Raw genomic sequence first — 21664 nt, 5'->3', positions numbered from 1 at the left:
CTGACCCACCGGAGCGGTATGCTCCCCAACCTGGACTCTACTAAGTAGCTAGTGGCCCTGAGAAAGGGGGCAGGTCACGCGGGGTGAACTGCACCACCTGGTTCTTACCGTCCGGACCTTCCACGTTCTCGTAGAACGTCTCCACGACCATCAGCCCGTGGGTGTGGCCGAATGCCGGCGCCCAGAATTTCTTCAGGCTATCCCGGCGTGCGTTGTAGGTGCCCGGGAAGCGCTGGCCGTAGTTGGCCGACTTCCCGGCCAGGCGGCACTGATAACGCATGGGCTTGATGACCAGCTTGCCGTCCTCGGAAATGATCACCGGGGCGTAGACCCCAGGGAAGATCCGGCTGTCGCGGTCCTTCAGTTCAGATCGCTTGAGGTCGGCCAGCTTGGCCAGGGCGCGTTCGATCTTGTTGCCAGCGATCCGCACCTCCTCCCGGGCCTTCCTGGTCTCCTTCACCTGCGGCGCGCGCTCCGCATCCGCCAGGCGCTTCCGGTTCGCGAACAGCTCCTGCTCCAGAATGGCCGCCTCGGCACGGTTCCACTGTTCGATCTCAGCTCATACCGCCAGCTCGGCCGGGCTTGCGACAGCACGGAACGCTTAATCCATCGCCTTCGGCGTCTTTGGCCACTTCTTTCCCTGGTCATGGACGTACAAAGCAGCGAAATCCTGCAGGGAGATCGTGGCGCCGGTCATGCGGACCAGCTTCTGATAGGCGGCAGTGATCATGGCCGAGTAGCACATGGCCGGATTACAGCACATCGCATTCGCGGCGCAGTGAGGACATTCACGCGGCAGCGACATCCGGGAATCAAATCCATCCGACCGCATTATCTACCCTAAGGACAAACAACCCTCTATCCGCCGCAATCAATCACCGCAACTGAGTTTCACCAGAAAGCAGCGAATCCGCGATGGCAGCCGCCTTCTCCTTTCTATTGCCGAAATACGCGTCGAGCACGTACTCAATTAGCTGAAAACAATCCAGCAGATCATTTCGCCCAACTTCGTCACCATGAGAACCTAGATTCCCTATCTTCCGCAGCGCATTAAATATCTTCTTATGGGCTGGATCGATCCCCACCAGCAGTTCAATTCTGGCATTTAAACTAAGATATCCTCGATTTGCTTTGCTCGCCTTTCGCGCAACGTTCAAATGATCCAGAAGACACTCTAGGGCGGCTCGAAGATGATTCGCTGAAGATCGTCGATCGGCCCAAAAATTCCAACTGGCTCGCCGGATGCTACTAAACACAGAACCTGGAGTGTCCTCTGGAACTCTAACAATAGACAGCGGGGGATTGAAGCACTTTGGAACCAGAAACCATTCCCATTCACCATCACCAATGGGCGTGCCATCATCTGCAACTTCGGCAGGATTTTTCGACCAAGTTACGTCCCCGAGCACAGCAACCACCTCGCCACAATCTTGACGATCGCAGATCATCATTAAGTTGAACTTAGAGACCTCATCAGAGGCGTCCCACCAATCCTCAACGGACTCAATTATCGAGTATCCTGACTGAAACTTCTGAAGTGTATCCTGCCTTGCCTTGATAACTCCGGCCCTACATCTCGGGCAAGGAAAATCTGGAAAGTTCCCTTCGAAGTACGCCCCCTGAAACATGTAACGGTAAGACTCCATTCTAAAATCAATCCAAAAACAATTCGACCAGTGGAGTCTGATGATGAAATGAAAAAATATCAATCAACATCTGCTCGCCGCGGATTTCCTTTGATTCGATAGGCAAATTTCGCTTGATCTAGGTCAAACTGAGTAGAAGGACCGCCGAAGCGGCCCTTGTCGATCACAGGTCCGGCAGGCCCAGTCTCCTCCGCAGCGCTGCCACGAGCACGATCGAGGTCCGCACCAGCGCGTGCTGGTCGCGGGTCAGCTGGTCATACATGTCCAGTAACTCCGGGGGGATCTGCCCCACGCGGCCTGCCTTGAAGGCCTCCATCGAGACCACCTGAGCCTTATGGCGCTCATCTTCCATGCCCTTCTCCAGCGTCTGGCGGCGAGAGTGCCGCCTCCCCCCCTCGATGCCTTGGGCCCCACCTCCAAGCCTGTTGCAGGGGAAAGAAAACCGGCACCGCTGTCTATGGGCTGGCCGTTCCCCTGCTTTCCTTCTCCAATGGCCACCAGCTGATAGTCCTTCTTGTCCATCGGTTACTGACCCCTGTATCGGTAACGCCGGCACCAGCGCCGGCGTCTTCACATTGCTTTCATCCGGTCAGTCCGATGGGGTTACAACGTTCCCGCAATTACTCCGTCACGGCTTTGTTCAGCCGCGCGACCAGTCTGGGGTCCAGCACGATGCCGGCCTCAGCCCGGTCGCTGTAGCGGGCCCGGTTCTTGATGGACTGCCGCAGACCGCTCGAGGTGATGGCCAGCTCCGGGTTGGCCTTGTTGAAGGCCCCGATCTTGCTGAGCACCGAAGCCCGGTCGCTGGCATCGCCGTTGCGCAGGGCCATGGCGAAAGCGTTAACCAGCGACTTGCGGTGGTCGAGGATGTGCTGCTCGTAGTTCTTCAGCGCGCGGGTGGCCATTTCCCACTGCCGACGATCGATGATGCCGCCACACTTCGAGCTCCACTGCAGCAGTGCGCAGTCGCGCTTGGCACCGGCGATCGTGACGTAGCGCCACTTCCACATCTCGGTGCATGCGGCCTGGCGCTCGCCGGCGTTGAGCCGCTTCGCCGCGGTGCTGGCGCAGAATGCCGGGGTACCGATGTTGTAGGCGAAGTGGCCCCGGGCCTTGATTTCGTGGAGTTCGAACTCACCGCGGACGCACTGCCCCATGTGGCCGAGCATGGTGCGCACGTAGACCGTCTCCAGCCTGGTGCACTCGTCGTCGGTGTAGCGCTTGCCCTTAACCACTGCCGGGCCCGTGATGCCGGCACAGACGGTCAGGATGCCGGCCGAGTCGTAGTAAGGCGTGTAGCGCCGCCCTTCATGAGCCGAGTCGTTCGTGCCCAGGGCGGCGACCAAAGCGCCGATCAGCGCCAGCGGCGCGGCGGCAAAGCCGACGCGTCGCTTTGTGCTGAGCTTGGGGTCAGCCACGGCGGCGGATCCATGCCCATAGGCGCCTGGCGTTGCCCATGCGCGCGGTCCACCAGGCCGACCAGTCACCCCAGTTCTTCACCATGACGGTGAAGGTCTGGACGATGGTGAAGATGATCGTGCCGATCAGCGCCCAGTCGCTCAGGGTGTAGCCCGGCGAGCACGTCGCAGCGGTGACGCTCACGGCCGCCCCGATCTTCGAACCTGCGACCGCCAGGTCCGTTGTGATCTGCTCTTTGATGCTAACCGCGGTTCCCCCAATTAAAGAAGGCCGGCATGGCCCACCACTACCGCGGTTGCAAGGTCGCGCGGACACCAGCGGCGCGTCTCACGACTGCCTATGTGCTGGCTTGAGTGGTGGCCATGACTACCGGCCGTTTGGTAGCGGGAGGTGGATTCGAACCACCGACCTCGTGGTTATGAGCCACGCGAGCTGCCGGACTGCTCTACCCCGCAAACAAGAAGGCCGCTGATCGACCAGCGGACTCCCACGTCCTGGTCAATCAACGGCCCTTGAATTGAGGCGCTCATAAGAACGCCCACTGTAGGAATTCAAACCTACTTTCGGTTCGCGAGGCAACTGCGGTTCCTCATGAGGAAGAAATCTTTCTCATGAGGAACAAGTGAGGTCAGCTAGATGAACGTTTCGGCTCCATCATGGCGAAGTCTCTCAGCGCCGCCTCCGCCCTGTTGACAGCATTCTTCAACTCAGCTGCCGCTGGGTCATCGCCCTCGTCGCCAGCCTGAATCCAGGATTCGGACTCTTTCAATTTTCGGAGCGCGTTGTCGTAGCTAGCCTCGTTCTGATCGGATGGGAATCTACCTAGCAAGGCTGCCTGTTTGAGAACCCATGCTTGGCGGTGGACCGCATTCGCCGCCTCATTACGAACGCGACGGAGGACGGTTAGGACGTCTTCCACGCCCGCTGCAGCTTCCTGCCCGAGCACGGCTCTCACGCGGTAACGGATAGCTTCCAGCTGAGCAGCAGACTCGGCGTGTACCTGGTACCGAACCTCGATAACACCAAAATGCCTCCTCCGCTCAAAATCTTCCTCCGACTCGCTCTCTCCACGCTCGACTTTCCTCATTTCAGCGGTAAACGCCCATGGATGGCGCATGTGATCGATGGCGTCTCGCAACCGGTAAACCAAGCTCAATGCGTCCTCAGCCAGGACCTGATGCCTGGTTGCCTTCAGCTGCCTCCGCCAAGCGTTGAGCCCAACTAAGGCCGCGCCGGCCGCCACGATTGCGGAGACGCCTTGGAACATTGACCCGACTGCGGCCCAGTCGACCTCGAGCGCCCAGCAACTCATAGCACACCCCAAGGAAGCAAAACGCGCTTTGAAGGTCGTAATTTGGCAATCTTCTGCCTCGCTTGCACGATTTGGGCCTCAAACGTCTCGACGTTCAATTGGCCATGAGACGCCTTGAACACTGCGTCGCTAATACTATCGGCCTGTGATCGCACTTCTAACGATGCTGCTACTTGTCGGTCGGTCGCCAGATCATCTGCGATCGCGCTCAGTACTAGCGGCTCCCACTTTGTGACAGAGACCCTCCTCTCCTCCTGCATATAGTCGACCTTTTTGAGCGCCCTCTGGGCATCCCTCATCAACGCGTAGAACCGCGTCGTCCTACTGATCACTACGCCTGCGTAGTAGCCAGACAGCAAGCCTGTGACCAATCCCGTTACCAACCCTGTGCCCAGGCCGATTAGAACATTCTCGCTTAAAGCATCCATTTAGCCCCCTGTTGGGCCCATCCAGCCCTAACAAACATTAACAAATGCGATAATCCCGGCCAATACAGGGAGGGTGTCGCAATGGTTGAGACCGTACTGGGCCTGACAGATCTGCAGGTCAGATTCTTCACGGCATTCGGCCAAACTGTCGTCGCCGTCGCGGTCGGAATGATCGCGTACCGCCAGTGGCGAACAGCTCGAAACAAGTTGAAGTTCGATCTGTTTACGCGGCGGTTGGAGGCGTACAACCGGGTACGAGAAGCGACCATCCGGGCGATCGCGGCCGATTGGCGAGAGGAAGCGGACCACGATGTCTTCTTGAGTCTAAGGGACGTTCGATGGCTATTTGGGCAGTCTGTCTACGATTTCGTCTGGAAGGAGCTCTATGAGCCTGTGGTAGATCTGTGGGACGTGAAAACCACGATTGCGGAGCCTGGAGTTCTTAGCGATCCAGAGGTCAGGAAAGCGCGAGACGCCGCAATTCAGAGGCGCCGCGAATTGCGACACGCATTGAACAGAAGCATAGCGCGGCTAGACGAGGTCATGGGTGAGTACCTGACGCTGAGCCACTAGCCACCTGCCCTCGTGCCGGGAATCGCCCAAAGGGACAAACGGAAGTCCCGTCTCCCACGGTGAAGTGCTTCCTGCAGAACAGCGCTGGCACACTTGTGGGCCTTGATGTAGTTGACCTTGCGCATCTTCGCGGACCTGGCCAGGCCGGCGAACGGCTGCCGCCGTTCTGGCCACACCAGCTCATGGGCTGCGTCATAGATCACCAGGCGTAGGCGCCAGCGATCGGCGGGCTTGCCGAGGTCCAGCGGCCGCGGCAGCATTGCTCGCACGTCCTTGGCCACCTGACGGTAGGCAGCAAGGGACAGCCTGGCGATTGCCGCTGGGCCCATGCGCGTAGCCACCGCGAGCGCGGTGTGTTTCTCCAGTGGATTGCACATGAACCCCACCGCGCCTGCGATGTCGCTGCTGCCCAGCAGCGCCAAGGTGCTGCACCCCTCAACTGGCATGCGGTAGCTCCCGCCGACCAGCAGCCGCGACAGCAGCTCCAGGACGTCGCGCTTGCCCTCGTCGTCGAATCCATCCGGAGCTGCGCCCCGGCGCCGCTGGCCTGCACTGTCGACGACCGCCGCAGGAAGCACCGGTGCACAGCGGCACCAGGCATCCAGCGCCGCGGCCACCCATGAGCTGCGGATTGTGGTCGACGGCGGTGTGCACCGCCAGCTGCAGTTCCGGCGCCCTGGCACCTACTGCTACGGATTCGACATCGTGACCTGGCCCGGACACCTGGCGATCTCCGGCGACATGGGCACCGCCGTTTTCAACCGCCTGCACGACACGTTCGAGTTCTTCCGCGCAACGCCTGCAGAGCATGAAAAGGCCGGCGGCCTGTTCGTAAACGACGGCTACTGGGCAGAGAAGTGCGTGGCCAACGACGGCGAGAAGAAGGGATTCAGCGCTGACCTCTTCCGGGCGCTGGTGACCCGCCTGTTCAAGGAATACGTCGAGGAACGCGTGGATACCGACGACATGGCGGATCCGGACACGACCCCGGAATGGGTGGCCAGGCTGTGGCAGGAGCTCGAGCTCGAAGTGCTGAACGACTCGGAGGACCACGACGCCCTGAGCAACGCGATCAAGGCGATGTCGGACTTCGCTCCGAACGACCCCGAATATCGCGACTTCCGGATCACCGACGCCTGGGAGTACGCATCGTCCCTCCAGCAGTACACGTTCCATTTCCTCTGGCGCCTGTATGGGATCGCCCGCGCGACCCGAACCTAGGACGACGCCGCCGGCGCTGCCGAACCGACAGGCCTACCCAGCGACATTGCCGCACCGGCGCCGCTGGCGGAGGCCGCCCATGCGTGAGCGGCCCATTCGTTTCAACGGCGCCGTGGTGCACGCCATCCACTGCCAACCTCCACATCCCCTAGCAAAAGCCACTCAAAACTCATTCTTCGCAATGCTTGGAAACGGTCCAATTGGCGATCTAGCCCTCAGCCGGATTCCTTGCGTTCCAGTCCTCTCGCTCATCCAGAGCAATCAGGCGCAACTTCGCCGCGAACCCGGCAGCCTCTTCATCAACGCTATCGGCCTTTACCTCAAGCCACTGGCAGAGCTCTGTGCGCAGACTCAAAACATCCGCTATTACATCGACGTACCAATTGATATCCCCCTCCATCGTGAATCGATCACCGGGAGTCGGCTCATGAAGAAACACAAGCCGTCGCTTCGCGATATCAAGCATCGCAATGCACTGAGCCAATGCATCGTCAGTTTTCGAAGGAAGGAACTCGCTGTACTCGATAAGGGGCGTTAAAGAGCCGGAATCAATTACCGAAACCGCCTTGGCAACCTGCTTGTACTGCCAAGCATCAGCGATCTTTTGCGGGCCCTCGGGAATCCTTATCGCTGCACCAAGCTGCAGGGCTTGAAGCGTCAGAACATCGATAGCGACCTTCCCATACATTGCCGCCTGCTTCTTGCGCTTTCTCCTCGACAACCAAATTGGGAGTACACCGACGAGAAGTGCGACGAATGCAGCCAAGAAAGTTGCCACTGCAGAAACCGCTGTCCAGTCCACACCGGTAGAAGCCGCACTCCCTGCCTGTACTACCAGATTGCTAGCAGACTTCCCAACCTGCACCACAACACCCATGGCCTTCATCCTCGCGAACGATTCCATATATTGCCACGGCCTTCTTGCCGACGACGCGCAGGAGAGGTTACTAGTGGCTGACATTTGCCCTCCCGGCGGCACTGCCACCCGGATCCTGCAGCTGCTGCAGGAGGGGCCGGGCCTGGCCGCCGAGCTGCGGCTGCCTTCGAACCGGGTTAGCAGCTACCTACACCAGCTGGACAAGTCCGGGCGGGTGCAGCGTACTCCCTTCCACGGTCCGGGCGAACGCCCGTCGGTCCTCTGGGGCCTGCAGGCGGTGCCCCATGAGTAGCTACGGCCCCACTTCACGAGGATTGCTGAGGACTGGATCTCCCGCGACCCTGCGACCGGTTCGATTCGTGCAGTTCGAAGCGCTGACCGGCTACACGGTCGACGCCACCAACTCGAAGATCAAGCGTGGCGATTGGTTGGAACGCGCGGTGTTCATCAAGGCGCCAGATGGAAGAAACCTGATCGATTTGGAGGGTTACGAAGAATGGGTAGTCCAAGGCAAAGCGGCATCCGGCCAGTGTCACAAGGCAGCATCGAGATAACGTTCCACTACCGGGGCAAGCGCTGCCGCGAACGACTGAAGCTGCCCCCGCCCGCGCGCAACCTACGGTACTGCGAAAACCTGCTGGGCCAGATCAAGATCGAAATCGAAAAAGGCACGTTCGACTACGCCATCCACTTCCCCAACAGCAAGCGCGCCCGTCAGGTCGCCACCCGCCCAGCAGCCCTGAACAACCTGCAGCAGGTGCTGACCCGGTGGCTGGCGCAGAAGGAGCCCGAGCTCGAGCACAGCAGCCTGATCGGCTACCGGCGCATCTTCGAGAACATCCCGGTGCCACGCTGCGTATCGATCGCTCTGCGTGATTTCGACCGTATTGCCCTGAAGGAGCTGGTGGCCACGTTCGACGAGTCGACGTCGGCCAAGCGCATCAACAACGTCCTGGGCCCGCTCCGCGGCACCTTGGATGAGGCTGTGGCCGAAGACTTGATCCAGAGCAATCCCCTCGACGGCTTCAGGGTGAAGCGGCGTGCCAAGGCCAACGCGCGCGAAGAGGTCGACCCCTTCACGCCGGAGGAAGTCCAGGCAATCCTGGCCGCCTGCCGCGAGGACCAGGTCCGCAACTACTGCCAATTCAACTTCGCCACGGGCCTGCACACCTCGGAAATGATCGGCCTGTGCTGGTCGGACATCGACTGGCGCAAGGGGACGGTCAAGATCCGGCGCGCCTGGGTCATGGGCAAGATGAAGGCCCCCAAGACCGAGTCAGGCGTACGAGAAGTGCAGCTGCTGCAGCCGGCGATCGATGCCCTGAAGGCCCAGCGTGTGCATACCGCCACCGCCGGCGAGTTCGTCTTCCATGACCCCAGGACGAACGCGCGGTGGGGGTCGGATCAGGGCATCCGCGCCGGCGAATGGCAGCGCGCGCTGCGCAAGGCGGGCGTCCGGTACAGGTACACGTATCAGATGCGCCACACCTTCGCCTCTCAGGCACTGAGCGCCGGCGAGAACGTCATGTGGGTGGCGAGGCAGATGGGGCACCGCGACTGGACGATCACCGCCAAGAAGTACGGCCGGTGGATCCCTTCGATGGTCCCCGATGCCGGCGCCAAGGCCGCGGCGGTCTGGAACCCGCTGACTGCCCCCCTCCCCCGCAGCCTGCTGCTGGACGGCAGCGGCGACTGAACGGATCCGGCGCCAGCCCTGGCCGCGCGTGACTGTTCAGGAAGATTGCCGTAACATTCGCATCGTTAGGCGGGTTCTTGGTCAACATTTGGTCAACCAAGGGCCTGAAAGCCTTGCAATACTTGAAGAAACCGGGGGTGCATTGGTTTCGACGGGGGTTGTGAAGTCGCCTGGCGCATGCCGAGGGGGTAGCTTTCCTCGTAAATCCAGCTGCAAAACTCTAGTTGCCAACGACGACAACTACGCTCCGGTCGCTCTCGCAGCCTAAAAACTGCGGTGCGTGACCTTCTGCCGACTTAGGCGGAGCCTCGAAACTGCTTGTGTCCATGCTCGCAGCGTAGAGTCATTATCATGGAATCGCGCTGGGCGGCTGCCTGTCAGTCCGGCACTAGAACACAACAGGCTGGTTCCCGGATGCGCTTTGCACGCCGTGCTGTTCGGGGACGAGATTTAACGGCGAGCTAAGCATGTAGTGCTGGGGATGGAGTGCCTTCGGACGGCGGTTCAATTCCGCCCACCTCCACCATCTGTATGGCCTGTCGAGGCCGCAAGAAGCCGGATCTTCCATCAACGGGGTTCCGGCTTTTTTGTGCCTGTTTTTCATGCAGGCAGTGTGGCTGCATGATCCGGATGACGCACCCTCTCCTTTACCACGGCATAGCCGATGCCAACGCATCGCCGTCCTTGCATGCCTCCATTCACCCCAGTGTCACACGCGAATGCCTGGATCGCTTGCATGGCGGTGGTTCCAAGACGCAAACCGACCGCCCGGTATCTTCCGCTTTGACAGGCCGGACGCTAGAGTGGCGCCACCGCGCAGGAGGATCGTATGGCTACCACGGGCTTGGGCTTCATCGGCCGCACGACCCTCATCATCACCGTGCTGCTCACCCTGGTCGGCTGCGCGACGCTGCGCCAGTTCGGGCCGTCGGTGCAGGTCGCCTCGGTCACGCCCGGCCAGTACATCGCGCTCAAGCGCGGCGACATCCTCACCTCCGGCAAGCTCAGCGCGGCGACCACCGAGACCCTGCGCGTGGCCGGCCTCGATGAGGGCGTCTGTGCCAAGCCCGGCCTGCCCTGCATCGAGGCGATGGAAGGCAGCATCGTGGTGCGCGAGGAAGACAAGCGTTCGAGCCTGGCCGAACTGTGGCTGCAGTACGCGATGACCCTGCCCGCCCCCAAGCGCGAGTACTCCGCGTCGGGCCGCGCCAAGACCGCGATCACCGAACTGGACGCCGACTTCCAACCGCGCCTGGACGCGTGGATGCAGGTCGCACGCCAGGCCTATGCCTATCTGTTCTTCACCGAACGCACCGCCAACCAGCGGGGCTTCGAAGATCGCCAGACGCAGGTGCGCGACTATTACAACCTGGCCGTGCAGGAAGCCTCGGTGCAGTTGTACAACGCCTACGCGACCGGCCGCGTGCACAGTGAGGCCAGCCATTTCCAGCTGGGCCGCTGGACCTTCGTGCTGGCGCCTTCCACTGAGGCGTCGCCGCTGGACGCGCGCACGCCGACCGAGCTGGTGCCGGCCGCTTCGCTGTCATTCACCGGCACGCTGCGCAGCGTGCACCGCCGCGACGGCTTCGGCGCCGAGCTGGTGGCGGTGATGGATGATCCGGCAGGCACCACCGCCACTTCGGCACCGGCCACGCACGCCGCCACTGCGACCACGCAGAGCTGGAGCGAGATGCCTTCGCCGTCGATGACGGTGCTGCTGCGCTTCTCCGGAAAGAATCTATGGGAAGTGCTGCACGACGATGAGCCGGAACTGGAGATCCACGATCCCTACCAGGTCACCGAAGTCACCCTGCACGGGCAGGAGGTACCGCTGGCAGCGAACTTCACCGCCGGCTACGCGCTGTGGCTGGCGAGATCCAACTTCAGCCACCAGTCGCTGCGCTCGCTGTTCGGCGGCAAGGGCGGCATCGACACGCCGCACCTGTACATGATGCAGCCCTACGATCCGAACCGGCGCGTGCTGCTGATGATCCATGGCCTGGCCAGCAGCCCGGAAGCCTGGGTCAACGTTGCCAACGAGCTGATGCGCGACGACGAGATCCGCGAGGATTTCCAGATCTGGCAGTTCTACTACCCGACCAACATGCCCATCGCGATGAGCCACGATGCGATGCGCCACACGCTGGCCGACGTGCTCAGGCACTTCGACCCCAGCGGAAAGGCGCAGGCCTCGCATGACATGGTGCTGGTCGGACACAGCATGGGCGGGGTGATCGCGCGGCTGATGGTCTCTTCGTCCGGTGACCATCTGGTCGATACCCTGCTGGCCACTGCGCAGATGACACCGGCGCAGCGCGAACTGCTGCGCACCCGCGGCGCGCCGGTACTGACCTTCCTGCCGGAACCGGAAGTGTCGCGCGTGGTGTTCATCGCCACGCCGCACCGTGGCACCGACGTCGCCGGCACCCGCCTGGGTCGCTGGATCGGTCGCCTGGTGCGGCTGCCGCTGACCGTGCTGGAGGATGTCGCCACCATCGCCAACGATGGCCAGGTCGACCGCAACGATGGCAAGCACGGCTACCAGATGAACAGCATCCAGAACCTGGACAAGGACGACGCGTTCGTCCGCGCCGTGGCTGACCTGCCGATGGCGCCCAAGGTGCAGTACCACTCGATCATCGCCCGCGCCAAGGCCGACGGGCCGCTGGAAAAGACCGATGACGGGCTGGTGCCGTACTGGAGCTCGCACCTGCCCAACGCCGTGTCGGAGAAGGTGATCGTGTCCGGGCACAGCGTGCAGGAAGCCACGCCCGCGATCATCGAGCTGCGGCGGATCCTGCACGAGGACATGCAGCAGCACGGGGCGGCCGCCAGATAGCCTCGGGCGACTGAGGGAAATCCCTCATCGCGCGTGCGCATCGACGCTTCTATGCTGGCCTTACGTATCCCGCAGGAGGTCCGCATGAACACGCAAGAGCCCAGCCGCCAGCCCAGCCCCGATCCGGCCGAGCGCGATGCCTTCTTTCCGTCGCCGTACTCGCTGTCGCAGTTCACGTCGCCGAAGAGCAACCTGTCCGGTGCCGACTATCCGGATGCACGCCGCGATGGTCGCTGGAAGGTGCTGATGATCGCCGCCGACGAGCGCTACCTGCCCACCGCCAACGGCCATCTGTTCTCCACCGGCAACCATCCGGTGGAAACCCTGCTGCCGATGTATCACCTGCACAAGGCGGGCTTCGACATCGACGTGGCTACGCTGTCGGGCAACGCCGCCAAGTTCGAGTGGTGGGCCTTCCCGCACGACGACAAGGAGATCGGCGGGCTGTACGAACGCTATGAAGAGCGCTTCCGCCAGCCGCTGGCGCTGGACGATGTCGTGGCCGCACTGGATGCGGGTTCCGACTATGCGGCGGTGTTCATTCCCGGCGGCCACGGCGCGCTGATCGGGCTGCCGCAGAGCCGCGCGGTGAAGGCGGTGCTGCATTGGGCGATGGCCGAGCAACGCCACATCATCACCCTCTGCCATGGCCCTGCGGCATTGCTGGCCGCAGGCGTCGACGAAGCCGACGGCGGCTCGCTGTTCCGCGGCTACCGCATCTGCGCCTTCCCTGATGCGATGGACCGGCAGACGCCGGAGATCGGCTACATGCCGGGCCAGCTGCAATGGTTCTTCGGTGAGCGGCTGGCGCAGCAGGGGGTGCAGATCGTCAACGAGGGCATCGATGGCAGCGTGCTGCAGGATCGCCTGCTGCTGACCGGCGACAGCCCGCTGGCGGGCAACGCGCTCGGCAAGCTGGCTGCACGCACCCTGCTCGACGCACTGGCCGGGCACTGATCCGGATGACCGCGCTGGTGCAGGCGCTGCTCGAGCTGGAACGCGCCCGCTCGCTGGGTGCGGTGGGCGCGGTACTGCACGGCATCGCCGCACCCCTTGGCTACGACCGCGTTCTGGTGTTTGCCACCGGCACCGGGCTGGAACGGGGTACACAACGCGTGTACTGGATCGAAGGCGACTGGTTCGGCGATGGCAGCGATACGGACCTCGCCCGCTATCTGCACGCCTGCCCGGTCAATCGCCACGTGCTGGACAGCGACGCGCCGTTCTTCTGGAGCAAACGCCAGGGCGTTCGCGGCGAACGCTACCAGGTGGTGAAGCAGCCTCGCGGCGAAGGCCTGCATGGCCTGCAGGTGCCGGTATTCGGTACCACTGGGCTGGAGGGTGCAATCAGTTTCGCAGGCACCTCCATCAATGCATCCGCCAGCGCACGCCTGCAGCTGGAGGCTGCTGCAACCGCAGCATTCCGCGCCGCACGCCGTCTGGCTGAAGTTCCCGCAGAGCTTTCCGGAAGCCTGCTGAGCACGCGCGAGCGCGAGGTGCTGCGCTGGGTGGCTGCCGGGCGTCGCCAGGCGGAGATCGCCGCCACGCTCGGGCTTTCCGCGCGCACCGTGGAAAACCACCTGCGCCATGCACGCCAGCGCCTGGGTGTGGCGACTACCGCGCAGGCGGTACGCGCTGCAACTCGTCGCGGCGAGATCGAGGACTGATCGCAGCGAGGCACTTCCGGTGGTCGGGTATCGCGTGATACACACCCCGTGCGCATGTGCGCGATTGCAGAAGCAAGGATGATGCTTATGAAACTGCAACTGGCCGCGATGGCCGCGTTGGTGGTGGCCACTGCAACCCTGGCACCGGTGGCGGACGCCAACACAGGGGTCCCGAGAGAGAATGTTTCCTGTGTGCCAGTGAATGTGGACCGCAACCGCGTCCACCACCATTGCACGGAAACCTACACCGATGAATTCGGCAACGTCTACACAGCCGAGTATTGGATCGACGAGTACGGCAACCCCTACCTGCGCGACTGAGCCGGGGAAATGCGCCGGGTCGCCCAGCGGGCCGGCGCGCATGCAGCAACTCCCGCACGTCAGCGTGACGTGCCGCGGGACGTTGCACGACAACGCGCAGATGCGCGATTGCAGACACAAGGATGATGACCATGAAACTGCACCTGGCCTCGATGGCCGCACTGACCGTGGCGTTCGCCGGAATGACGTCGACCGGCAACGCCCTTGCCGGGGTAACCAGCCCGCCGGGCAGCGTGACGCGCTGCGAACCGTTTGAAGTGGAGCGCTATCGCATCCACCAGCATTGCATCGTGACCCTGCCCGATGCGGACGGCGACATCTTCCTCACCGAATACTGGATCGACGAGTACGGCAATCCGTACCTGATGTAATCCATTCTTGATAAGGAGCGTTTGCATGAAGCTGCAGAAGATTCTGTCGGTCGGTTCATGGGTGGCCCTGCTGGCTCTGGCTTCGCTGGCCCCCGTCGCCACCACGACGGCCGCCGAAGTCGTCGAGGTCCAGGAAGAATGCGTGCCCTTCCGCTTCGCAGGCAACGTGTACCACCAGCGCTGCACGTCGTACGTGGTCTACGACAACGGCACCCGCGAGGCAACCGGGCATTACAACCGTGACGAGAACGGGATGATCTACGATCCCTGATCGCCGCTGCACGATCCGCCGGGCGGGGCCTTCAGCGCCCGCCCGGCATTGCCAGCCGCCCATCCCGGCATACCGCTACCCCGCCTTCCGTGGCATGCTCCGTGAAACCGTTTTCATGGAATGGAGGGATTCCACGATGTTGCCGCGTTTCCACCGCCGGGCGCTGTGCGCGCTGCTGGCACTTGCTCTGCCTGCCTTCGCCTGGGCGGCCACGCCCGCGCCGCTGAAAGTGATGTCGTTCAATGTCCGCACCCCGGCCGATACCGAACCCGGCAAGCGCTGGCCGGACCGTCGCGATGCGATGGTCAAGGTCATCCTCGATGCGCATCCGGCAGTGATCGGCACCCAGGAACTGGTGAAGGAACAGGCCGATTACCTGTCTGAGCACCTGCCCGGCTACCGCTGGTTCGGCGAAGGCCGTCGTGGCGGCAGCGGCGACGAGCACATGGGCGTGTTCTACGACAGCAAGGTGCTGGCCATCGAGGCATCCGGCAACTTCTGGTTGTCCGATACACCGGACGTACCCGGCAGCATCACCTGGGGCAACCTGTATCCGCGCATGGTCACCTGGGCGCTGTTCCGGCGCCTGGAGGATGGTCGTCGCTTCTACTTCATGGATACCCACCTGCCCTACCGCGACGAGGACGAGCCACGCCGGGTAAAGGGTGCCGAGCTGATCGGCAAGCGCCTGGCCACCCTGCCGGCCGACCTGCCGGTGGTGCTGACCGGCGACTTCAACAGCGAACCCGGCGGCGATACCTACAAGGCGTTCACCCGCGTGCTGCAGGACACCCGCACCCAGGTGAAGGCACCGCAAGGCCCGCGCCTGACCTTCCATGATTTCACCGGCAAGGCCACCGTGCAGCTGGACTGGGTGCTGGTGCGCGGCTTCCACGCACGCAGCTTCCTCACCGACGACCGCCGCATCGACGGCGTGCTGCCGTCGGATCATTTCCCGCTGGTGGTTGAGCTGGACTGGCCGAAGTCCTGAACCTGCACGGCAGCCGCGCTACGGTGGCGGCTGCCGTGACAACAGGCGGTACAGCGCCTGATGCTGGTCGCGTGCCTGGCAGATGCGAGCGCCGACGGCGAGAAACACGGCCACGCCGATCAGTCCCAGGCCGAGCAGCGGATCCGGCAGCCGTATGAATCCGATCGCTGCCGCCATCGCCGCCAGCACCATCAGCACCACCACTGCCACCGAAAGCCCTGCGCCGGGTGGCCCCGGATCTCCGAACAACATGCGCTGGGTATCCCGTTTGCCATCGGTCATCACCTGTCCTCCCAAGAGCCTGCCCCACTAGTTACACGGCGGACACGGCTTCCGGCAGAGTCAGAAACGTCATGACTGTGACAACGTCCACAGCCTGCATCGCGCTACCCGGCCCCGGTTGCCGAACTGCGGATTCAGCGGCGACGGCCAGCACCTGATTGCCGAAGACATCGGCCCCCTTCCCGGCTGTCGTTCACTGGCCCTGAACCAGGAAGGGGACGGACGCTACCGCCTCCGTCCCCTCGGGGTTACTGCAGCTGCGCCACGCTGGGCGCCTGCGGCGACTGTCCCCAGCCGCCCAATGCCTTGTACACACCCACCACGCTGACATTCACCTCTGCCTCGGCCGCAGCCAATGCATCGTCGGCGGCCAGCTGCGTGCGCTGCGCGTCCAGCAGGGTCAGGAAGTCCTCCGAGCCCTCGCGATAGCGGATCTGCGCCAGCGATTCGGCACGCCGCGCCGCCTGCGCCTGCTCGACCACGATCGCCAGCCGCGCCTGCTGCTTGGAGTAGCGGGTCAGGGCGTTCTCGGTGTCTTCCAATGCCAGCAGCACCGCCTGCTCATACTGCGCGGCCACACCTTCGGCCTCGGCCTTGCTGGCACGCAGGCGTGCACGCACGGTGCCGAAATCGAACGCCGCCCAGCTCAGCGACGGGGTCAGCGACCAGGCCTTGTTGTTGCCGTTGACCAGACCGCTGGCATCGCCACCCAGGAAGCCGACGAAACCGGACAGCGACAGCCGCGGGAACAGATCGGCGGTGGCCACGCCGACGCGTGCGGTGGCAGCGGCCAGGCGACGTTCGGCCACGCGCACGTCGGCGCGCTGGCGCAGCAGTTCGCGGGTATCGCCCAGCGGCAATGCCTTGGCGAACGCCGGCACGTCCTGCGGCGCCAGCATCGCGGTCAGCACTTCCGGACGCTGCCCCAGCAGCACCGCCAGGCGGTTGCGCGACTGTGCCTCGGACACTTCCAGCAGCGGGATGTCGGCCTCGATCGCCTTCAGGCGGGCGCGGCTGCTCTGCACATCCAGTTCGCTGCCGGCGCCCAGTTCCCAGCGCGCCTCGGTCAGCTTCTGCGTATCGCGCAGGTTTTCCAGCGTGTGCTGGGCCACCGCGATGCGCTTCTGCGTGCCACGCAGCTCGAAGTAGTTGCGCGCCACTTCGGCGGCGACCAGCACCTGGGCATCGGCGAGGTTGGCCTGCTCGGCACCGAGATCGGCACGCGCGGCTTCTGCAGCGCGGCGCTTGCGGCCGAACAGATCCAGCTCCCAGCCGGCGTCGAAGCCGAGCTGGTAGCTTTCACTGAACACCCGCTGCCCACCCAGCTGCGGATCGGGTTGCATGCGGCGGTCGTAGCTGCCGCCTGCGGTGACGTGCGGGGCCTGGTCGAAACGGCTTTCGACGAACACCGCGCGCGCCTGGCTGACGCGGGCCACGGCCACGCGCAGGTCGAGGTTGTCCGACAGTGCGCCATGCACCAGTTCTTCCAGCACCGGATCATCGAACTGCGCCCACCAGCTGGCCACCGGCGACGTGCTGGTGAACACCGGCTGCTGTGCGCCCTGCAGGACGACCGGCTCCTGCACCGGCGCCTTGTAGTTCGGGCCGACGCTGACACAGCCCGCCAGCACCAGGCTGGAGACGGCCATCGCCAACGTGCGGATCACCATGGCAGCACCTCGCCCAGGTAGGTGAAGCTGCCGCTGGCGCCGGATTCGCCGATCAGCGCCATTTCCACGCTGGAGCGTGCGCCTTCGCTGATTTCAATTTCGCCGTTGCCGCCGTTCATGTCGGTCTTCACGTAGCCCGGATGCACGGTGTTGACCTTGATCGGGGTGTTGCGCAGTTCGTAGGCCAGGCTCAGGGTCCAGCTGTTCACTGCCGCCTTGGAGGCGTTGTAGGCCGGAATCTTGAAGTCGTAGATGCCCGACGCCGGATCCGCGTGCAGCGTCTGCGAGCCGAGCATGCTGGAGACATTGACGATGCGACCGGACTTGGCCTGCTTGACCAGCGGCAGGAACGCCTGGGTCACGGCCACCAGCGCATACACGTTGGTATCGAAGGTGCGCTTCCAGGTATCGAGCGACTGTTCCGAGGGGGCCTGCGCCGGGTTCTCGATCATGATGCCGGCGTTGTTGACCAGGATATCGAGGCGGCCATGGCGCTGGCGCACCTGCTCGACCGCCTCGGCGATGCTGGCGGCATCGGTCACGTCCAGCTGGATGGCTTCCACCGGCAGCCCTTCGGCCTGCAGCTTCAGTGCCTGCTCCACGGCGGTCTCGCGCTTGCGGCCGGCCAGCAGCGTGTGCACGCCGGCCTGCGCCAGCTGGCGCACAGTCTCGGCACCGATGCCACGGGTAGCGCCGGTGACCAGCGCGATCTTGTTCTGATGGGTGTTCATGGATTCATGCCTTGTGAGGGGAAAGCCGCCGCCGGCCACTGACCGTCGGCGACGGGGTTCCATGTCAGTGATGGATGGTCGGCTCGCCGTGCTGCACCAGCTGGCCACCACCGTTGCGGGTGACGAACTTGCGCAGGGCGACGTAGAACACCGGGGTGAGGAACAGGCCGAACAGGGTCACGCCCAGCATGCCCGCGAACACGGTGATACCGGTCACCGAGCGCACTTCGGCGCCTGCACCGTGCGACAGCACCAGCGGTACGGTGCCGGCGATGAACGCGATGGAGGTCATCACGATCGGGCGCAGACGCAGGCGGCAGGCTTCCAGCGCGGCTTCGACGATGCCCTTGCCGCCCATCTCCAGCTCTCTGGCGAATTCGACGATCAGGATCGCGTTCTTGCACGCCAGGCCCATCAGTACCACCAGGCCGACCTGCACGAACACGTTGTTGTCACCACCGGTCAGCCACACGCCGAACAGCGCCGACAGCAGGGTCATCGGCACGATCAGGATCACTGCCAGCGGCAGCGACCAGCTCTCGTACAGCGCGGCCAGCACCAGGAAGGCCAGCATGATCGCCACCGGGAACACGATGAAGGCCGCCTTGCCCTGGGTCGCCTGCTGGTAGCTGAGGTCGGTCCATTCGGTGGTCATGCCCACCGGCAGCACCTTCCCGGCAATCTCGGTCAGCTTGTTCATCGCCTCGGCCGACGACAGCAGGCGCGGGTCGGCTTCACCGGCCAGGTCCGCTGCCGGATAGCCATTGAAGCGCAGCACCGGGTCCGGGCCGAAGGTCTGCTTGATGGTGACCATCGAACCGATCGGCACCATCTCGCCACGGTCGTTGCGGGTACGCAGCTTGCCGATGTCCTCGACCGTCTCGCGGAACGGACCGTCGGCCTGGGCGATCACCTGCCAGGTCCGGCCGAACTGGTTGAAGTCATTGACATAGGCCGAACCGAGGTAGGTCTGCAGGGTGTCGAACAGCTCGGTGAGCTGCACGCCCTGCGCCTTGGCCTTGACGCGGTCCACTTCCGCATCCAGCTGCGGCACGTTGGCCTGGTAGCTGGAAATCGGGAAGGCCATGCCCGGGGTCTGCGCAACGGTGCCCTGCATCGCCTGCACGGCATTCTGCAGTGCGCCGTAACCCAGGTTGCCGCGGTCCTCGATGAACATCTGGTAGCCGTTGCCGTTGCCCAGGCCGAGGATCGGCGGCGGCATCATCGCGAACGCGAAGCCCTCCTGCAGCCCAGCGATCTTCTGGTTGATCTCGGCATTGATCTGCGCGGCGGTACGGCCATGACGCTCGGCGAACGGCTTGAGCGGAATGAACGCCACACCGGTGTTCGGCGTGTTGGTGAACTGCAGCGCGTTCAGGCCCGGGAACGAAATGGTGTGGGCCACGCCGTCGGTTTCTTGGGCGATCTTGGCGACCTTGCGCAGCATTTCATCGGTGCGCGCGATCGACGAGCCTTCCGGCAGCTTCACACCGGCGATCAGGTACAGCTTGTCCTGGGTCGGGATGAAGCCCGGCGGCACCAGCTTGAAGATCACGCCGGTACCGACCAGCAGGATCGCGTAGACCACGAACACCGCGCCACGACGGCCGAGGATGCGGGCCACGCCACGCTCGTACTTCTCCGAGCTGGACTTGAAGAAGCGGTTGAACGGACGGAACACCCAGCCGAACAGGCGGTCGATCAGACGGCTCGGGCCATCCTTCGGCGCACCGTGGGCCTTCAGCAGGCGCGCAGCCAGCGCCGGCGACAGGGTCAGCGAGTTGATCGCCGAGATCACCGTGGAAATGGCGATGGTGACCGCGAACTGCTTGTAGAACTGGCCGGTGACACCGGACAGGAACGCCATCGGCACGAACACGGCACACAGCACCAGCGCGATCGCCACGATCGGGCCGGACACTTCACGCATGGCCTGGTGGGCCGCTGCGGTGGGTGACAGGCCTTCCTCGATGTTGCGTTCGACGTTCTCCACCACCACGATCGCATCGTCGACCACGATGCCGATCGCCAGCACCAGACCGAACAGGCTCAGCGTATTGATCGAGAAGCCCAGCAGGTACAGCGCGGCGAAGGTACCCACCACCGACACCGGCACCGCGATCAACGGGATGATCGAGGCACGCCAGGTCTGCAGGAACAGGATCACCACCAGCACCACCAGCGCGATCGCTTCCAGCAGCGTGGAGACCACGGCCTTGATCGAGTCGCGCACGAAGATGGTGGTGTCGTACACCGCTTCGTACTTCACGTCGGCCGGCATGGTCTTCTGCATCTCGTCCATCGTCGAGATGACCTGGTCGCGGATCTCCAGTGCATTGGCACCCGGCGACTGGAAGATACCGATACCGACCGCGTTCTTGCCGTCCAGCTGCGAGCGCAGCGTGTAGTCGCCGGCACCAAGTTCCAGCCGGGCCACGTCGGCAAGGCGCACGATCTCGCCATCGGCGCCGCTCTTGAGCACGATGTCGCCGAATTCCTTTTCGGTCTTCAGCCGGCCCTGGGCGTTGATCAGGGTCAGGAACTGGCTGTTCGGCAGCGGTTCGGCGCCGAGCTGGCCGGCCGAGACCTGCACGTTCTGCTCGCGCATGGCGCGCACCACGTCGCTGGCGGTCAGGCCGCGCGACGCCACCTTGTCCGGGTCCAGCCAGGCGCGCATGGCGTAGTCGCCGCCACCGAAGATCTGCGCGTCACCCACGCCTGGAATACGCGCCAGCGCATCCTTGACGTGCAGGCGTGCGTAGTTGCGCAGGTACAGGGTGTCGTACTTGCCTTGCGGCGAGGTCAGGTGCACCACCATCAGGAAGGTCGGCGACTGCTTCTGAGTGGTCACGCCCTGCCGGCGCACGTCCTCGGGCAGGCGCGCCTGCGCCTGCGCCACGCGGTTCTGCACCTTCACCGCCGCCGCGTCCGGGTCGGTGCCCGGGCGGAAGGTGACGGTCATCTGCAGCACGCCATCGGAGCCGGCGACCGACTTCAGGTACATCATGCCTTCGACGCCGTTGATCGCTTCTTCAAGCGGCGTGGCAACAGTCTCGGCAATGACCTTGGGGTTGGCGCCCGGATACACCGTGCGCACCACCACCGACGGCGGCACCACTTCGGGGTACTCGCTGATCGGCAGGATTGGAATCGTGATCAGGCCTGCGGCGAAGATCACGATCGACAGCACCGCCGCGAAGATCGGCCTGTCGATGAAGAAACGGGAAAAGTCCATGGAGGAATTCCTGGGAAATGCCGTCGGCGGGCAACAGCCACCCTGCCCCTCGCCGAAATGACGAAGGCAGGGAAGGCTGCCGCTGGCGCCGGCAGCTAAGCGGAAACGCGGATC

25 protein-coding genes, 1 tRNA gene and 1 other RNA gene are annotated in these 21664 nt (G+C 63.6%); 13 read left to right on the top strand and 14 right to left on the bottom strand.

Annotated features, from left to right (window positions below; translation table 11 throughout):
* Positions 1-40: 40 nt before the first annotated feature.
* The 8 genes from O0J73_RS06015 to O0J73_RS05980 form a co-directional block, all read right to left on the bottom strand.
* Positions 41-460 carry a hypothetical protein gene (locus O0J73_RS06015; protein ID WP_308308229.1) on the bottom strand — a complete coding sequence of 140 codons (420 nt, stop codon included), beginning with the start codon at positions 458-460 and terminating at the stop codon, positions 41-43.
* Positions 461-601: 141 nt separating this feature from the next.
* Positions 602-805 carry a hypothetical protein gene (locus tag O0J73_RS06010; RefSeq protein ID WP_308308228.1) on the bottom strand — a complete coding sequence of 68 codons (204 nt, stop codon included), beginning with the start codon at positions 803-805 and terminating at the stop codon, positions 602-604.
* A 70-nt stretch (positions 806-875) separates the two neighbouring features.
* Positions 876-1646, bottom strand: a complete 771-nt coding sequence (locus O0J73_RS06005) for a DUF4145 domain-containing protein (protein ID WP_308308227.1) — start codon at positions 1644-1646, stop codon at positions 876-878.
* Positions 1647-1809: 163 nt separating this feature from the next.
* Positions 1810-1998: a hypothetical protein gene (locus O0J73_RS06000; RefSeq protein WP_308308226.1), complete on the bottom strand. Its 189-nt coding sequence runs from the start codon at positions 1996-1998 to the stop codon at positions 1810-1812.
* Positions 1999-2266: 268 nt separating this feature from the next.
* Positions 2267-3064: a lysozyme gene (locus O0J73_RS05995; protein WP_308308225.1), complete on the bottom strand. Its 798-nt coding sequence runs from the start codon at positions 3062-3064 to the stop codon at positions 2267-2269.
* A complete protein-coding gene (locus O0J73_RS05990) occupies positions 3057-3248 on the bottom strand; it encodes a hypothetical protein (RefSeq protein ID WP_308308224.1) in 192 nt (63 codons plus the stop codon). Before O0J73_RS05990 ends, O0J73_RS05995 begins: the two co-directional genes overlap by 8 nt.
* Before the next feature lie 195 nt (positions 3249-3443).
* Positions 3444-3520 (bottom strand) — tRNA-Met (locus tag O0J73_RS05985).
* Between the two features lie 173 nt (positions 3521-3693).
* Positions 3694-4332, bottom strand: a complete 639-nt coding sequence (locus O0J73_RS05980) for a hypothetical protein (RefSeq protein ID WP_308308223.1) — start codon at positions 4330-4332, stop codon at positions 3694-3696.
* Between the two features lie 554 nt (positions 4333-4886).
* Here O0J73_RS05980 and O0J73_RS05975 point away from each other — a divergent pair.
* Entirely contained in the window at positions 4887-5378 is a 492-nt protein-coding gene (locus O0J73_RS05975; protein WP_308308222.1) for a hypothetical protein, read from the top strand.
* On the opposite strand, the gene O0J73_RS05970 is transcribed toward O0J73_RS05975, so the two are convergent.
* Positions 5375-5995, bottom strand: coding sequence for a hypothetical protein (locus tag O0J73_RS05970; protein WP_308308221.1), 621 nt, complete (start codon positions 5993-5995; stop codon positions 5375-5377). The genes O0J73_RS05975 and O0J73_RS05970 overlap by 4 nt on opposite strands.
* Positions 5996-6011: 16 nt before the next feature.
* Between O0J73_RS05970 and O0J73_RS05965 the strand changes: the two genes are divergently transcribed.
* A complete protein-coding gene (locus O0J73_RS05965; RefSeq protein ID WP_308308220.1) occupies positions 6012-6599 on the top strand; it encodes a hypothetical protein in 588 nt (195 codons plus the stop codon).
* A gap of 208 nt (positions 6600-6807) precedes the next feature.
* Here the strand turns inward: O0J73_RS05965 and O0J73_RS05960 are convergent, their stop codons facing one another.
* On the bottom strand, positions 6808-7476 hold the full coding sequence (locus tag O0J73_RS05960; RefSeq protein ID WP_308308219.1) for a hypothetical protein: 669 nt from the start codon (positions 7474-7476) through the stop codon (positions 6808-6810).
* Between O0J73_RS05960 and O0J73_RS05955 the strand changes: the two genes are divergently transcribed.
* The 11 genes from O0J73_RS05955 to O0J73_RS05905 all read left to right on the top strand — a co-directional run bounded on the left by O0J73_RS05955 (position 7475) and on the right by O0J73_RS05905 (position 15632).
* Positions 7475-7768 carry a hypothetical protein gene (locus O0J73_RS05955; protein WP_308308218.1) on the top strand — a complete coding sequence of 98 codons (294 nt, stop codon included), beginning with the start codon at positions 7475-7477 and terminating at the stop codon, positions 7766-7768. The two genes, O0J73_RS05960 and O0J73_RS05955, sit on opposite strands and share 2 nt — an antisense overlap.
* A gap of 67 nt (positions 7769-7835) precedes the next feature.
* The gene (locus O0J73_RS05950; protein WP_308308217.1) at positions 7836-8030 is read left to right on the top strand and encodes a hypothetical protein; all 195 of its coding nucleotides are present in this window, start codon (positions 7836-7838) and stop codon (positions 8028-8030) included.
* Positions 8006-9172 carry a site-specific integrase gene (locus O0J73_RS05945; protein WP_308308216.1) on the top strand — a complete coding sequence of 389 codons (1167 nt, stop codon included), beginning with the start codon at positions 8006-8008 and terminating at the stop codon, positions 9170-9172. Before O0J73_RS05950 ends, O0J73_RS05945 begins: the two co-directional genes overlap by 25 nt.
* A 133-nt stretch (positions 9173-9305) precedes the next feature.
* Positions 9306-9698, top strand: a transfer-messenger RNA (tmRNA) gene (gene ssrA, locus O0J73_RS05940).
* A 303-nt stretch (positions 9699-10001) separates the two neighbouring features.
* Entirely contained in the window at positions 10002-12011 is a 2010-nt protein-coding gene (locus O0J73_RS05935; protein WP_308308215.1) for an alpha/beta fold hydrolase, read from the top strand.
* A gap of 84 nt (positions 12012-12095) precedes the next feature.
* Complete coding sequence (gene hchA, locus O0J73_RS05930) at positions 12096-12968, top strand: glyoxalase III HchA (RefSeq protein WP_006433853.1); 873 nt, start codon at positions 12096-12098, stop codon at positions 12966-12968.
* Positions 12969-12973: 5 nt separating this feature from the next.
* A complete protein-coding gene (locus tag O0J73_RS05925; protein WP_006433852.1) occupies positions 12974-13678 on the top strand; it encodes a PA1136 family autoinducer-binding transcriptional regulator in 705 nt (234 codons plus the stop codon).
* 87 nt (positions 13679-13765) lie between these two features.
* Complete coding sequence (locus O0J73_RS05920) at positions 13766-13999, top strand: hypothetical protein (protein ID WP_006433851.1); 234 nt, start codon at positions 13766-13768, stop codon at positions 13997-13999.
* Positions 14000-14130: 131 nt separating this feature from the next.
* The gene (locus O0J73_RS05915; protein ID WP_006433850.1) at positions 14131-14370 is read left to right on the top strand and encodes a hypothetical protein; all 240 of its coding nucleotides are present in this window, start codon (positions 14131-14133) and stop codon (positions 14368-14370) included.
* Between the two features lie 25 nt (positions 14371-14395).
* Positions 14396-14641, top strand: a complete 246-nt coding sequence (locus tag O0J73_RS05910) for a hypothetical protein (RefSeq protein ID WP_049456790.1) — start codon at positions 14396-14398, stop codon at positions 14639-14641.
* 136 nt (positions 14642-14777) lie between these two features.
* Positions 14778-15632: an endonuclease/exonuclease/phosphatase family protein gene (locus O0J73_RS05905; RefSeq protein WP_308308214.1), complete on the top strand. Its 855-nt coding sequence runs from the start codon at positions 14778-14780 to the stop codon at positions 15630-15632.
* Between the two features lie 18 nt (positions 15633-15650).
* Here O0J73_RS05905 and O0J73_RS05900 read toward each other — a convergent pair whose 3' ends face one another.
* From O0J73_RS05900 to O0J73_RS05885, 4 genes are all read right to left on the bottom strand, one after another.
* Positions 15651-15914, bottom strand: a complete 264-nt coding sequence (locus O0J73_RS05900; protein WP_008264756.1) for a hypothetical protein — start codon at positions 15912-15914, stop codon at positions 15651-15653.
* A 248-nt stretch (positions 15915-16162) separates the two neighbouring features.
* Entirely contained in the window at positions 16163-17584 is a 1422-nt protein-coding gene (locus O0J73_RS05895; RefSeq protein WP_308308213.1) for an efflux transporter outer membrane subunit, read from the bottom strand.
* A complete protein-coding gene (locus O0J73_RS05890) occupies positions 17578-18315 on the bottom strand; it encodes an SDR family oxidoreductase (RefSeq protein ID WP_006433769.1) in 738 nt (245 codons plus the stop codon). Before O0J73_RS05890 ends, O0J73_RS05895 begins: the two co-directional genes overlap by 7 nt.
* Before the next feature lie 64 nt (positions 18316-18379).
* Positions 18380-21550 (bottom strand): multidrug efflux RND transporter permease subunit, encoded by a 3171-nt coding sequence (locus O0J73_RS05885; RefSeq protein ID WP_197564396.1) that lies wholly within the window; start codon positions 21548-21550, stop codon positions 18380-18382.
* Between the last annotated feature and the right edge of the window lie 114 nt (positions 21551-21664).

Origin of the sequence: Stenotrophomonas sp. Sm6012, from assembly GCF_030985895.1 — a bacterium.
GTDB lineage: Bacteria > Pseudomonadota > Gammaproteobacteria > Xanthomonadales > Xanthomonadaceae > Stenotrophomonas > Stenotrophomonas forensis.
The sequence above is the reverse complement of the archived record's forward strand: the minus strand, read 5'-3'. Positions and strand labels throughout refer to the sequence as shown.